General features: G+C 61.5%; 15 protein-coding genes and 1 pseudogene. 8 read left to right on the top strand and 8 right to left on the bottom strand.

Features of this window, described 5'->3' with window-relative positions; genetic code table 11:
• Positions 1-57: 57 nt before the first annotated feature.
• Together AC2YJX_RS05795 and AC2YJX_RS05790 are read left to right on the top strand one after the other, a co-directional pair.
• Complete coding sequence (locus AC2YJX_RS05795; protein ID WP_487255752.1) at positions 58-711, top strand: response regulator transcription factor; 654 nt, start codon at positions 58-60, stop codon at positions 709-711.
• Positions 712-719: 8 nt separating this feature from the next.
• Positions 720-2,546 (top strand): sensor histidine kinase, encoded by a 1,827-nt coding sequence (locus AC2YJX_RS05790; RefSeq protein WP_487255505.1) that lies wholly within the window; start codon positions 720-722, stop codon positions 2,544-2,546.
• A 15-nt stretch (positions 2,547-2,561) separates the two neighbouring features.
• Here the strand turns inward: AC2YJX_RS05790 and AC2YJX_RS05785 are convergent, their stop codons facing one another.
• Positions 2,562-3,632 carry a MerR family transcriptional regulator gene (locus AC2YJX_RS05785; protein WP_487255504.1) on the bottom strand — a complete coding sequence of 357 codons (1,071 nt, stop codon included), beginning with the start codon at positions 3,630-3,632 and terminating at the stop codon, positions 2,562-2,564.
• A 237-nt stretch (positions 3,633-3,869) separates the two neighbouring features.
• Between AC2YJX_RS05785 and AC2YJX_RS05780 the strand changes: the two genes are divergently transcribed.
• From AC2YJX_RS05780 to AC2YJX_RS05760, 5 genes are all read left to right on the top strand, one after another.
• Complete coding sequence (locus AC2YJX_RS05780; RefSeq protein WP_487255503.1) at positions 3,870-4,232, top strand: VOC family protein; 363 nt, start codon at positions 3,870-3,872, stop codon at positions 4,230-4,232.
• 65 nt (positions 4,233-4,297) lie between these two features.
• Complete coding sequence (locus AC2YJX_RS05775) at positions 4,298-5,392, top strand: alkene reductase (protein WP_487255502.1); 1,095 nt, start codon at positions 4,298-4,300, stop codon at positions 5,390-5,392.
• Entirely contained in the window at positions 5,389-5,985 is a 597-nt protein-coding gene (locus tag AC2YJX_RS05770) for a TetR/AcrR family transcriptional regulator (RefSeq protein ID WP_487255501.1), read from the top strand. Before AC2YJX_RS05775 ends, AC2YJX_RS05770 begins: the two co-directional genes overlap by 4 nt.
• Positions 5,986-6,032: 47 nt before the next feature.
• Complete coding sequence (locus AC2YJX_RS05765) at positions 6,033-6,320, top strand: YciI family protein (protein WP_228898044.1); 288 nt, start codon at positions 6,033-6,035, stop codon at positions 6,318-6,320.
• Between the two features lie 383 nt (positions 6,321-6,703).
• Positions 6,704-6,835 carry a hypothetical protein gene (locus tag AC2YJX_RS05760; protein WP_255669814.1) on the top strand — a complete coding sequence of 44 codons (132 nt, stop codon included), beginning with the start codon at positions 6,704-6,706 and terminating at the stop codon, positions 6,833-6,835.
• A gap of 223 nt (positions 6,836-7,058) precedes the next feature.
• Here AC2YJX_RS05760 and AC2YJX_RS05755 read toward each other — a convergent pair whose 3' ends face one another.
• The 3 genes from AC2YJX_RS05755 to AC2YJX_RS05745 all read right to left on the bottom strand — a co-directional run bounded on the left by AC2YJX_RS05755 (position 7,059) and on the right by AC2YJX_RS05745 (position 9,886).
• Complete coding sequence (locus AC2YJX_RS05755) at positions 7,059-8,336, bottom strand: MFS transporter (protein WP_487255500.1); 1,278 nt, start codon at positions 8,334-8,336, stop codon at positions 7,059-7,061.
• A gap of 7 nt (positions 8,337-8,343) precedes the next feature.
• A complete protein-coding gene (locus AC2YJX_RS05750) occupies positions 8,344-9,099 on the bottom strand; it encodes an MBL fold metallo-hydrolase (RefSeq protein ID WP_487255499.1) in 756 nt (251 codons plus the stop codon).
• Between the two features lie 118 nt (positions 9,100-9,217).
• Complete coding sequence (locus tag AC2YJX_RS05745; protein WP_228898050.1) at positions 9,218-9,886, bottom strand: ArsR/SmtB family transcription factor; 669 nt, start codon at positions 9,884-9,886, stop codon at positions 9,218-9,220.
• A 241-nt stretch (positions 9,887-10,127) separates the two neighbouring features.
• On the opposite strand from AC2YJX_RS05745, the pseudogene AC2YJX_RS05740 reads away from it, so the two are divergent.
• A pseudogene (locus tag AC2YJX_RS05740) lies at positions 10,128-10,487 on the top strand (helix-turn-helix transcriptional regulator); the annotation flags it as partial.
• A gap of 289 nt (positions 10,488-10,776) precedes the next feature.
• On the opposite strand, the gene AC2YJX_RS05735 reads toward AC2YJX_RS05740, so the two are convergent.
• From AC2YJX_RS05735 to AC2YJX_RS05720, 4 genes are read right to left on the bottom strand one after another with little or no spacing between them, the layout of a single operon-like run.
• Positions 10,777-11,373, bottom strand: coding sequence for an AacA4 family aminoglycoside N(6')-acetyltransferase (locus AC2YJX_RS05735; RefSeq protein WP_487255498.1), 597 nt, complete (start codon positions 11,371-11,373; stop codon positions 10,777-10,779).
• On the bottom strand, positions 11,370-11,780 hold the full coding sequence (locus tag AC2YJX_RS05730; protein ID WP_487255497.1) for a GNAT family N-acetyltransferase: 411 nt from the start codon (positions 11,778-11,780) through the stop codon (positions 11,370-11,372). The genes AC2YJX_RS05735 and AC2YJX_RS05730 overlap by 4 nt, the downstream gene beginning before the upstream one ends.
• The gene (locus tag AC2YJX_RS05725) at positions 11,777-12,670 is read right to left on the bottom strand and encodes an SDR family oxidoreductase (protein ID WP_487255496.1); all 894 of its coding nucleotides are present in this window, start codon (positions 12,668-12,670) and stop codon (positions 11,777-11,779) included. Before AC2YJX_RS05725 ends, AC2YJX_RS05730 begins: the two co-directional genes overlap by 4 nt.
• A gap of 30 nt (positions 12,671-12,700) precedes the next feature.
• Complete coding sequence (locus AC2YJX_RS05720) at positions 12,701-13,477, bottom strand: helix-turn-helix domain-containing protein (RefSeq protein ID WP_487255495.1); 777 nt, start codon at positions 13,475-13,477, stop codon at positions 12,701-12,703.
• Between the last annotated feature and the right edge of the window lie 39 nt (positions 13,478-13,516).

Raw genomic sequence — 13,516 nt, 5'->3', positions numbered from 1 at the left:
CGATGGCCCGCACAGCCGCTTTGTGCGACAGTCGGCGCCCGAAAGCAGAACACCTTGGTGCGAATACTGATCATCGATGACGAAGAGCTGGTACGGCGGCGGCTGCAGCGCGTGGCTACGCGCGTGTACCCGGAGCTGGAATGCACCATGGCCGGCACGCTGGTGCACGCCCGTGCATTGATGGGGCGCCAGCACTTCGACTTGGTGCTGCTGGACGTCGGCCTGCCCGACGGCAACGGTATCACACTGCTTCCCTGGATGCAGACGCATGCGCCGCAAATCGAAGCAGTGGTGGTCTCCAGCCTGGGCGACGACGCCACCGTGCTGCGCGCGATCCGCGCTGGCGCGGTCGGCTACCTGCTGAAGAACGGTGACGACATGGAACTGGAGTTGTCGCTGCGCAGCATGCAGCGCGGCGGCGCACCGATCGACCCGGTGATCGCACGACGCATCCTGGCGCTGATGAATGCGCCTCCCGCCGTTACCATGGTGCCCCGAGCGGCGGGCGTGAATGCAGGCGAGCTCACCGAGCGGGAAATGGATGTTCTGCACCTGGTCGCCCAGGGACACAGCAACCGCGAAATCGCCGAGAGCCTGCAGCTGTCCATTCACACCGTCGAATGCCACGCGAAGAACATCTACCGCAAACTCGCCGTGCGCTCGCGCGGCGCGGCCGTGCACAGCGCGCGTTCGATGGGCCTCTTGCCCTGAGCCTTCGCGTGTTGCATGCGCTGCTCTTCCTGATCGTCGCGCTGACTATGCTACCGGTAGCTGCGGCGCCAGCTTTCGAGCGCATCGAGGCCGTGCGCAGCGACTGGAACGCAACCACGCCGCCGGCCGATGGCTGGGTCCCGGTCACGCTGCCTGACGGCTGGGCTGGGCGCTGGCCCGACTTCGACGGCGTGGTCTGGTATCGGCTGCGCTGGCAGCAAGCCGATACGCGGCAACCGGTCGGCCTGCTGTTGGACTACGTGGTCATGGCCGGCGCGGTCTACCTGAACGGCAGCCTGCTCGGGCGTGATGCCCACTTGTCCGAACCGTTGTCGCGTGCCTGGAATCGACCGCAGTACTGGGTACTGGACTCGCCGCTGCTACGACAGGGCTCCAACGAATTGCTGGTGCGCGTGTCTGGCTTGTCGCCCTACCAGCCGGGGCTGGGCGCGGTCGTGCTGGGCGATCCGACGCCGTTGGCGCTGCAGTACCGCGACAGCGAACTGGTGCGGCGCACCCTGCTGCAGATGGGCATCGGCCTCACGCTGGCAACAGGCGTGCTCTACGGCATGCTGTGGCTGCTTCGGCGCAGCGAGAGCACGTATGGCTGGTACAGCCTGTTCTCTTTGCTATGGCTGCCCTATGCCTACAACTACGTTGCCAACGAAGCCTGGCCGTACCCCGACACCCATGTCTACCAGTTCGCAAACCTGGCGTTCCTGCTGGGCAGCGTCGCTTCCTTCGTGCTGTTCGCCTTGCGCTTCTGCAACATGGCCGGACGCCAACTGCAGCGCGGCACCTTCGCGCTGACCGCGCTGTGCATCGTGGCGCTGGCTGTGGCGCCCGCCAACCTGTTGGCGGGCGTGCGCAGCGCCGCAGTGACTCTCGCGGTAAGTCTCTTCCTGGCTGGCTTCGGGCTGATCTGCCGGCACGCCTGGACTTCGCGACAGCTGGAATCCCGGGTCCTGGCCCTGTGGGTCATACTGCCGACCGTCACGTGCGTCCACGATGGACTGGTGTTCCTCGAGGTGCTTCCCGGCCTGCAGTTCTACTCTCCAGTGGCCTCGTGCGCGATGCTGCTGGGCATCGCGTCGGTCTTGACCTGGCGCCTGGTCACCGGCATGCGCTTGGTGGAGAACTTCAACGCCGAACTGCGCCAGCGCATCGACGCCGCCACCAGCCAGCTCGCTGAGGTGCTGCACCACCAGCACGCCGCGGCGCTGGAGCACACCCGCTTGAGCGAGCGTCTGAGTCTGGTGCGCGACCTGCACGACGGCCTGGGCATGATGCTCAGCGGCCACATCAACGCACTGCAGAGCCGCGCCGACAGCGTGGACGACACCGCGCTGTGGACACTGCGTGAGATCAGCAACGACCTGCGCCTGCTGATCGAGAGCGCCTCGCTCGACGACACCGACCGGCTGGCCGATCGGCTGGTACCGCTGCGCCACCGCAGCACACGGCTGCTCGACGCCGCGGGCATCCGCTGCAACTGGCAGCTTCGGGGACTGGCCGACTGCCGGCTAGATGGACGGCGCAGCCTCGACTTCCTGCGGCTGCTGCAGGAGGCATTGACCAACGTGCTGAAGCACAGTCGCGCCAGTCATGTCACGGTGGAACTCGTTGCGGCGGATGGGTATCTGGGGCTGTCGGTGACGGACAACGGCACTGGCTTTGCGGCCGACGCGCTGCCCCCATCCCATCAGGGCATGGGCCTGCAAAGCATGCGCGCTCGCGCGGAGCGGCTGGGCGGGAGGCTGACAATTCGCGCTGATGCGAAAGGGACGATCGTGAGTATGCACTTCGCGCTAGATGCTGCAGCGATGGCGAGATGAGTAGACAGGGGGGGGTTACGGTTGCATGGAAATCAACAGCCCATCCTCACAATCATGCTCACGCCTCGGAGGCCGCCATGCAATGACGCCTTCCGTTCGCGCGCGCACCTCAGGAGCCGCCAAACAGGTTGCGACGGCCTCATAGCCGGCAGCACCTGGATACGGCGCCACGCGAATCGGTGGGCTGTGATTGGCAGGGCAGAGAAGAATGGACTCTCCCGTGCCAACAGAAGCCAAATCGAGGATGACAGCAGAACGTGTCAACAAGAAGAGCGGACGCTCCATAGACATACGGCGACGCAGATAGGCAGACACCGCCTGTTGGGTGGGCGTATCCAGTCCGTGCTCGACCATGTCGACGACCAGAATGGTCGACCCTTCGGCCTCCAGTCCGATCAGCAAAGCGGTTAGCGCCTCGGAGGCGACAGCGCCGTCTTCGACCAGCCAATCAATCGCGTGGTTGACGCGTAATCGTAGGTTCGAGTCGGCGTCTAAGCGCGCCTTCGCATCACCTGCCGCAACCCGCTCTAGGCCAAGGAACGCCGCCGACGGCAGCATCTCGGCCAAGCGCAGGGCCAATCGCGTTTTTCCGCTGCCCAACGGACCCACGATGTAGTTCAGGGGACGGATGTCGTGCAACTGGAAAAATTCACCACCCCAGGGCCAGGGGAGTTCGAATTCGACGCTCAGCCCACTGGTCGAAACCTGCAAGCGCGTCAACTCTGAGACGGTTGGCCTCTGCCCTCTGTCCAATTTGGCTCGTAGACCACGAACACGTTCGATGGTGTCTTCCAGTCGACGCGCATCGTCTTCAAGCACGGCCTGATGTATGGCCAAGGCAGGCTCAAGTCCCTCGGACTCGCCTTCTAAAACACTGGCCACTTGCGCAATACTCAAGCCCAGCGCACGAAGGGCCACAATTTCGCCGGCACGCTGCATCTCCACCGGTCCGTAAGACCGCCAGCCAGCCTCGGTGCGCGTCGGCGCAATAAGGCCACGTTGCTCGTAAATACGTAGTGCCTTCACGGAGATGCCGAGCCTTCTCGCGGCCTCTGAAGGGCTCAGGAATCGGGTTCGACTGTTCACAAATTCACCTCTTCACATTTGGAAAGATGTTTTTATAAAGGTGGCCCTAAGGGTCGGGTCAAGGGAGTTCTGAAAAAGGTGCGCGAACGTCGGCTTCTGGCTCAACTGGAGCTAGGCTTCGCATGTCCGGAGTTGGCCGATAGTACTCATTCGCGAACGCGAAGCGTACGACTGCAACCAGCCTGGTGCTGCCGTAGCCGTTGCAATCGGCTGGTCCACGGCGGTTGCGTCCTCTCGATGCTAGCAGGCAAATTTCTAGGTCAGCCCAGGAATCGGACGCTCGCGCGAACTCTTACATGGGAGCCACAGCTCCCCACCCCAGTAAGAGCCGCCCCGACGATCGAGTCGGCAAACTTCCAAGAACCCACTCCGCCCCTAGGCGACGGCCGGCCGTCTATGGGCTCTGGGCATGTTGCCCTGAGGGTTGCGAACGTTGAGCGGACCTGCAAGTACCTGGCCGAGGCCAACGTGCAGGTCGTCCGCGCGCCTGGTCACATGACGCATTCAGGCCGGCAACGCCAGGTTCCAGAAAAAATTGCATTCGTGGCCGACCCTGATGGTTACCGGCTTGAACTGGTCAAGCATTCAAGCGCGTGTTGACATAATTAGGTCATTTGTCCTAGGATATTAGGACAAATGACCAAAATCTGCGGAGTCTTGCATGCATGAGCTTTTTTGCCCCCTTCATGCTGAGTGACATGTTGCTCAGCAACCGGATCGTCATGGCGCCGATGACGCGCAACCGCGCAGCACCAGATGGCATACCGTCCCCTCGCATGGCGATCCACTACGGACAGCGTGGAGACGCCGGGCTTGTGATCTCGGAATCTGCTCCTGTGTCGGCTCAGGGGGTTGGATATCCCGGAACTCCCGGGATCTACACGGAGGAGCAGGCGCAGGGATGGCGGAAGGTCACGGACGCGGTCCATGCCAAAGGCGGGCACATCTTTGCTCAGCTACAGCACTGTGGTCGTATTTCACACCCCAGTCTTCAGGTGGACGAAGAGCTACCCGTCGCCCCTTCAGCGATCAAGCCCGAAGGCTTGGCGGTCACATACGGTGGAATGCAGCCGTTCTTGACGCCAAGAGAGCTGACCACCGCGGAGATCCCTCAAGTGGTGGACCAGTTCAAGAGGGCCGCCGCACTGGCGAAAGCCGCAGGCTTTGACGGTGTCGAGATCCACGCAGCGAATGGCTACCTGATTGATCAGTTCCTTCGGGATGGAAGCAATCAACGAGGGGACCGATATGGAGGATCACCCGCAAAGCGGTTGACGTTTCTGCTGGAGATCGTGGCGGCAGTCAGCGAGATCTGGCCGAAGGGCCGTATGGGCGTGCGATTCAGTCCAGAAAACTGCTTCAACGACATGCGCGACAGCGACCCGGCAGCGCATTTTGGGTACTACGCCGAAGAGCTTTCCAAATCGCACTTGGCATATCTTCATGTACTGGAGGGCGACATGTCGGCCGCTGAGCCTCTGGTGGACTATGGTGATCTGAGACGCCGCTTTGGCGGCACTTACATTGCCAACAATGGATACGGCAGAGCCCGGGCCATGGCGGCCATTGAGCAAGGTTCAGCCGATTTGATCGCCTTCGGCAAGCCATTCATTGCCAACCCGGACCTGGTCGCCCGGCTTCGTCATGATCTGCCTCTCGCAACTCCTGATTCGGCGACGTTCTATGGCGGAGACGAGCGTGGATACACGGACTATCCAACGGCCGCTCAGCAATCGCCTTCAACAATGGCCTCAGTATGAAACCCGCTGTCCCCAAACCCAGTACACGGCAGGAGATCGTCGAGAAAGCCGATCTTCTGTTTTATCAACGCGGCTTTGAGAACACCTCGTTTGCCGACATTGCCGATGCAGTGGGTATCTCGCGCGGCAACTTTTACTACCACTTCAAAACCAAGGACGACATCCTCAAAGAAGTTATCGCTCACAGGGCGACCAAGACGCAAGGGATGCTGGACGCCTGGGCACTCAAGGGGCGCACGCCTTCCGAGAGGCTGAAGTGCTTTGCGCAGATGCTGATTGACAACCGCAAGGACATCCAGCGTTTCGGCTGCCCGGTAGGAACACTGTGCGCCGAACTGGCAAAGCTCGAACATCCCTCACAAGGCGAGGCGGGAATGATCTTTGGCCAGTTCCGACGTTGGCTGGCGCAGCAGTTTGTAGAGCTGGGTCGCATCAAGGATGCCGATGCGTTGGCCATGCACCTGTTGGCGCGAAGCCAAGGCATTGCTTCCTTGGCCAACGCCTTCCATGACGAGGCCTTCATCCGTCATGAGGTCAAGCAGATCCAAGCCTGGGTGCTGGATGCAGCGGGTCAAGGCGCGTCGCAAAAGTAGATTACAGATTCCAACTCTGATATCGCTATCAATAGGAGAGAGTTCTCATGCACATTGTCTTGCTCAAGTTCGGGCCCAATCGTTCGCAAGCCGCGCAGTGGATGGCCGGACACAAGGAGTGGATTGAAAAGGGGATCAACGATGGGGTGTTCTTGCTCGCCGGGTCTCTGGAGAATTCGCAAGGCGGTGCGTTGCTGGCAGTCAAGCTCAACAAGGCCGAGGTGACCGCTCGGGTTGAAGAAGACCCTTTTGTGAAGCACCACGTTGTGGAGCCAGAGATCATCAGCATTGCGCCGTCGCGAATGACTGAGGAATTCGCTCCGCTGCTTGCCTAGATTTGGGACTTCAGAGGGTCTCTCGTGGCCGGTTGGCTCCTGCGGTACAGTTCCGTTGTGCGAAAAATCCTCGTCATCTTTCTGATACTGCTGGGTAGCGTTTTCCTGACCCAGACGGTATCGGCAAGTGTCTCTTCTTATGGGAATTGCTGCATTACCGAATGCGGTGATATGGATGGGTGCGCCGTTCCAGGCTGCCAACCCTGCGGCTTGCACCTGATGGCCTCCGCGCTGTCCCGCATGTCGGATTCACCTCAGTCCACAGGCATGCCCGACGGCTCTGTGAAGGACTGGGCTTCTTGGCGGGCATCGGTGTGGCGACCTCCTGACTAGGGTTGGGTTGATTCCTCAATTTCCATCCAACCCTAAACAGGAACATTCCTATGAAGAAGAAACTTTTGAAGTTCAGTGTGGCCGCTCTCTTGCTATCGATTGCAGGCGTGGCCATGGCCCAAACCGATTGCTGCTCAGAACTCGCTGAGTGCTGCCTGGAAATGTTGGGTTGCTGCGATTGATAGCTAGCACCTAGCTACTGCATGAAGGGTCGGCGTCCATGGATGCTGACCCTTTTTTCTGTTCCTAGGACATGCGAGTTTGGCGACCAAAACGCAAGCGCTTTGCGGCCAAACAAGTTCAGCAACCCAGAGGCTACCGTCAGAGTGGGGACGGACCCGATCACGGCACCAGTTCGTGAAACCAGAGTTCCGATGCACCCGAGTCAGTCTGTATTCATCGCCCTCACACTGCGGGGTTGAGCCTTGGGTGAGTCTCTTCGCCCCAGTACAGAAGGATGCCACCGGAGACCAGCATGGCAACGGCGACGAACCAGAAGGCGTTTTCTAGTCCACCTCCCAATGCTGCGGCTGCGCCCAGGCCCAGCGCGCCGATGCCATAACCAAGATCGCGCCAGAACCGGTAGATACCGATGGCAGAAGCGCGCCAACGAGGATGGGCAATATCGGCCACCGCAGCACTCAGATTCGGGTACAGCATGGCCATTCCGAGACCGGCTATGGCTGCGGACAGGCTCCACCATAACGAGCCGCTACCAAGCGGCATGAGCGCAACCCCGGCTCCGCAAACCCACATTCCCCATACATTCAGCAGGTGCCGCCCAACACGATCAGAGAGCCTGCCTGTGAAGAACTGCGCGGCGCCCCAGGTGAAACCGTAGACGCCCACTATCCATCCAATGCCCGGCAGACTCAGCCCTTGCTGGTGCAGGTAGATCGGCCACAAGGCCCAGACGAGTGCGTCCACAAATTTCTCGACCAGTCCGGCCTGGCAAAGGCTCGCCATGCGCCGGTCGCGCCAGCTCATCAGGGCAAACATCTCTGCCGTTGATGGATGCTCGCTCACTGCCTCGGGATACCGTGGTCGAAACACTGTGGCGCCAGCTCCTTGGTGCTTTTTCACCTCGTCGCGCGCCCAGGGCAGCGTTTCAGCAACGGAGGTCCATGCCAGCAATGTCGCCAGACCGATGACCGCCCCGCCAAACCACAGCAGGCCCACGCGCGGCCCCAGTATTGAGGCGAGATAGCCAGTAGCAACACCGGCGATGGCAAGCCCCAGGTAGCCTGAGAACTCATTGAGGCCGATCACAAGGCCACGCTGGTCGGCGCGGGTGAAGTCAAGTTTGGCGGTTTGTGTCATCGACCAGGTCAGTCCTTGATTGATGCCCAGCAAAACCGTGGCGAAGACCACCCAGGACCAGCTCTGCGAAAAGTAGATCAGCGCCGGAATGGGCCAGGCCACCAGCCAGCCGAACAGAAGGACACGCTTGCGACCCAGCTCCTCGGCCAGGCGCCCTGCGGCGAAGTTCATCGTGCCTTTGACGAAGCCAAAAGCCACCACAAACGCCACCAGCAGCATGAACGATCCGCGCGGAACGCCGAACTCGGTCTCGGCCAGCGCGGGCACGACATTGCGCATCATGCCAATGGTCATGCCCACCAGCAGCACCTGCAGCAGCTGCTGCAGAAACTGACCGAGATTGGCGCGGATACCGAAATTCATCGCCAGCTCAGACAGTTGCTGCGACTGGAACCGCGCCACGCAGATTGGCTTGCACGATGTGCTCCATGTCGGCGGGCTGCGGTGGGATGTCGGCAGTCAATGCAGAGACAAAGGCATCCCTGGACATCGAAAGCATGGGATTGAAACGCTTTTCAAAGCCGATGGTGGATGCGGGTTTGCTGGACAGCCCTGCACCGCAGCTACTTCCTGCTTGGTGGCCTGGGTAGATTTCGAGTTCGGCGGGCAACGACAGCAGCCTGGTATGAAGCGTGTCGTAGAGCTGCGCAGCCATTTCACGCTCGTGTCCTGCCAGGTCGGGACGGCCGACTGCCCCCACAAAGAGCGTGTCGCCTGTGATGACGAACCAGGGTTCATCGCCACGTCGCAGGTCTCGGACCAGCAGGCACACGCTGTCGGGCGTGTGGCCAGGGGTGTGAATGACATCCACCAGCACGTTGCCAGACTCCAACCGCTGCCCGTCGCGCAGCGGGGAGAACGCAAAAGCCGTCCTCCCAAGGTTGCTTTCATGAAGGTGGTAGCTGGCACCAGCAAGGCGAGCAAGCTCCGGCCCGCCCGAGAAATGGTCGGCGTGAACGTGGGTGTCGATGACGTGCGCGATGCGTACACCAGCTTTTTCAGCCTCTTGGAGAAACCAGTTCTCATCGCCGGCTACGACATCGACTGCGACAGCCTTTTGAAGACCGGCGCAGCCGAAGAAGTAAGACAACGTGGCGTTAGCGGCAAGGCGTTGGCGAAAGAACATGGTGGTCTCCTTGAGGGGCCCCGTGCCGTTGCTGTCGGGGATATGGAAGGTGGTTTAGTAGTAGCCCGGACCGGGGCGCGGACAAGGAGTCGGTTGATGCGCCCCGGAGTCCATCTCTTCACGCAAGCTCTGACGGGCTGGCAACGGGTAGTCCGCGAGCGCGCCACTCCGCCACCCCGTCGGACAGGTGGAAAGCTTGGTATCCCTTCTTGCGCAGCAGTTCTGTGGCGGCCTTGGCCATCAAGCAGAACGGGCCCCGGCAATATGCCACCACGGGCACATCCTTGGGCAGCTCGGCCAGGCGCTGTTTGAGTTCTTCGAGGGGAACCGAGCGGGCGTGCGGTAGATGCGCCACGCTGAACTCCTCCTCAGGCCGAACGTCCAGGACGGTGATTTCTCCTGCAGCGGCCCGGCGCAGGATTTCGCTGCGGTCAATGCCTTGAATGTCGGCGCCTGGCTCTGAAATGGATGCCAGCGCCATCTGCAAATCGACCAGACGCTCCTCAGCCTCTGTGCGCAGGGTGACCCACAGGTCGGCCACGCTGGTGCTAGCCAGGCGATACACAACGTATTTGCCGTCTTTGCGGGTATCCACCAAACGAGCCAACCGCAGTTCTTTCAGGTGGGCGCTGGCGAGCTTGACGCTGATATCGGCTTGGGTCGCCAGGGTTTCGACGGTCTTCTCGCCCTGACACAGCAATTCGATGAGTTCCAGGCGCTTCGGGCTGGCAATGGCTTTGCCAATACGGGCTACTTGCTCGTAGAGCTGGTTCTTGAGTTCTCTCATGCATTCATTCTAATGATTGTTTGAATGAATGGGAAGTTTCAAAACTGGGCCACTTGGAGGCAACAGAGTTTTTGAAAGCCTGGACACATACAGTGCGAACACCCCGAGAGGAGTGTGCGCACTGGCAGAGTCTGGTTGGTCGTTTCCGACTTCAGGGCAAGTGAATAGATCGGAGGGCGAAAGGGATGAAACGCTGTAGGTTGCTGCGCTGAAGGACATGCGTTCGACAACCTCGCGCAATGCGCCTTCGGGCCTACTGCGGGGCTTGGGTGACGAGCGGTTGGCACCTGCCTTGAAGCAGATGCATGCCCAGATCGATCACGCCTGGACTGTGGCGCAGCTTGCAGCCTTGGCCGCGCTGTCCCGCTCAGCGTTTTTTGATCGCTTCACCCGAATCGTCGGTGTTGCTCCCATGGAGTACTTGCTTGCCTGGCGCATGGAGATTGCACGGGACCTCTTGCGCCGCAAGGGTCTGGGCATCGCCCAGGTTGCCGAGCGGGTCGGTTATGCGTCCACCAGTACGTTCAGCACGGCCTTCAGTCGGCATGTGGGGCAGTCGCCCAGGCAGTACGCGCGGTCAGGAAAGCCAGCAAGCCGTTGAGCTGAAGTGAACAGCGCGCTCCACGCGTGCGCACGGGATCGACAGTCCGTCGCGCGGTGACGGGACACATGTTGGCTCCTGCATTTCGACAGCGAGCACGTAGCGCAGACGGACAGCCGCCAAACTGCAACTACCCGGTGAACGATCGGCGACGATCACTCGGTCGTTCAATTCTTCGGCTACGACTGAATCCAATCAGCCTTTGGACCGACACTGTTGATTTCCACGTAAACCTAACCCAAATCAGTACTCAAGGCGAAATGCAGTACGCGGAGCGGCTAGCTCCTGCCTAAGGTTCTCGACAGGCAGCGCGGCGTGCCAGTTCGTAGACCTCACGGGTCTGAACCATGTACACGGCGGGACCATCGGGGGTAACGATGGTGCCTTTCTGAACGAAGCCTGCCTTCTCATAGCAGCGTATCGCGCGAGGGTTGTCCGGTGATGGGTCGGTCTGAACCTTGGTCACGGCCGGATCGGAGAACAGATGGCTGACCAGTGCCCGCACCAGTGCGGTCCCGAGTCCTTGGTTCAAGTCAACGGGGTTTGCGAGCGATTGGTCGATGCCTCGCACACCGGGATCGGTCTCTTCTTCCCACCAACCATCCCCACTGCCCATTGCGATGTAGGACTGCGCGTAGCCGATCGGTTCTGATCCGATCATCGCGATGTATGGGGTGACTCCTTCAGCGGCGAGCGCACTCGGGCGGTAGTGTTGCAGGACTTCTTCAAGACTCGGACGTGCATCTTCTCCGCCCCACCAATCGACAATGTGTGGCCGGTTGAGCCACTCGTGAAGCATCTCCAGATCGGCCTCGGTCATCAGGCGGAGTGTGACTTCAGCACCTTTGCCTCGCGGTGCAAGGACGTCTTTCTGTATCGCATTCATTGTTGGCGAGAGTAGAAGAAAACATCGGCCATTCGTGGCATACCCACCTTTTCGTAGAAGGCAACCGCGTCTGGCATTGAGGACAGCACCAGCGTCACGCGGGGGCCAAGTTCGGCACGGACTGCTTGCAGGAGCTGTCGGCCCACGCCCTTGCCCTGCGCACTTCGCGATATCGCCAGTTCGGCCAGGTAGGCCACCCAGGCCCCGTCGCTCAGGCAGCGTGCCACACCCAACAAGTTCCCGTCGGGCGCGCGGGCCGACACAACGAGACTCGCACCGGCCAGCATCTGCCGCAATCGCGGTCCGTCGTCGACCGGCCGAGTCGCCCCCAGCCCCGACTCGATCAATATGCGCCGGAACGCCTCCAGGGGCAAGTCTGGTTCGCGCGCGCAGACGACGACAGTCATTGCGCCTCCAGTTCGAAAGGCGGCACCACACGGCCATCGATGTCGGTAAAGCCATAAACCCGTGCCAGGTCACCCACACGGACCACCTGGCCGCTTCGCTCCAGCACCCGGGGATCGCTGGCAAGGGCCACAACCGCACGCCCGAGGTAGCGGGGCGACTCCGTGCGGGTGAGCTCCGGTCGCTCGCGCCAATGGGTCTCGTCGGTCTGGTGACCGGCCAGGACGAACTCGGTGCGCATCCAGCCCGGGGACACCGCCACCGACGCCACCCCATGTGGCCTCAACTCCTGCGCCATGCCGTAGGCCAACCGCGTCATCGCGGCCTTGGCAAGGTCGTAGAACAGGTTGCCCTGCATGTAGCGGTCGCGGTCCCAGAACGTCGTGGTCACGATCAGTCCCCGGCCCTGACGCACGAGCATCGGTGCGGCCAGCCTGCTGGAGAGGAGGTGATTGCGAACGCCACGATCAAACATCGCATCCCAGTGCACCATCGGGCGTTCCCAGAAAGGCGCCTGAAACACGCCATCGAAGGACTCGTGTCCGCCCCAGGCGTTGTTGACGAGGAGGTCCAGGCGACCCTGTTCGCGATACACACGTTCGAAGAGCGCCTTGACCTGCGCTTCATCCGTGTGATCGCAGGCCACCGCAATGCCCCGGCCGCCCGCGCGTGTCACCTCTTCGGCTGTCTCGTCGATGCTGCCCGGCACCCGCTCCAGGTTCGACAGCGATGAGATCTGTTCGTAGCCCGGTGCCGCTTGCTCGCGTCGGCTGCGTCCGGTCACGTACACGGTGGCGCCAGCCGCGCCCAGTTCTGTCGCGCATCCGCGACCAGCGCCCCGGCTGGAGCCCGTCACAACGGCGACGCAATTGGTGAGGCTGTTCATGTGCATGGTGGAGGTGGATTCTGGTAAACCGCGACTTTAGGTCGTGTCGCGGTTCGTTGTATTGGAAGAATCCGAAACGGCGCGTTGCAGAAGCTGCTTCGGCGTCAGGCCGCACAGGGCGCGGAACTCGTTGATCAGGTGTGACTGGTCGTAGTACCCAGCACGCAGGGCAACCTCGGACCATTGATGCGTCTCGGCCGTCCGCAACAAGCGCAGCGTTCCATGAAGGCGTTGCAGGCGGCGCCAGACACTGGGCGCCAAACCGATGTGCGAGGCGAACAGCTGCTGTACGCGCCGTTCGCTGAGGTTCAACTCTGCGGCCAGTTCCCGCACAGAGACATCGCTCATCTTGGGGCCAAGGCGTCTCGCTGCGTACTCCAACAACTGGCGCGAGGAGTCTGGGGGGCGCTGCATTGCCTGTAGCGACTGGAGAACCTGCAGAACCTGCTGAACGCGCGTGGCGTCGTCGTTTGCGGCCACCAGTTGCTCGGGTACGTCGCGATATGCCTTGGTGGCGATCTCGTCCCATTGCACGGTGAGACCCGCCAATTCGTTGGCCGGAATGCCGAACAGGCCCAGTGTTGCCCCGGGGGTAAGCGTGACCGAGAGCCCGTGCATATGGCCACTCATCGTTAGCAAGACCGGATTGGCCCGGGCCCCGGCGACTTGGATGGATGCCGCGCTGCTGTGCAGCACGATGAGCAGGCGGGAGGCCCCGTCGGGCAGCACACGCTCGACGACCTCTCGATCAGGGGCGAACCGCTCCTCGTAGGCCATGACATGGGCCACCGCTGGTTGCAGGGCGGCCGGCACGGAAAACTCAGTCAACGTGCTCGCAGGGACAGTGGTCCC

Source organism: Acidovorax sp. SRI_002 (genome assembly GCF_057586455.1).
This window is presented reverse-complemented; position numbering and strand designations above follow the sequence as displayed.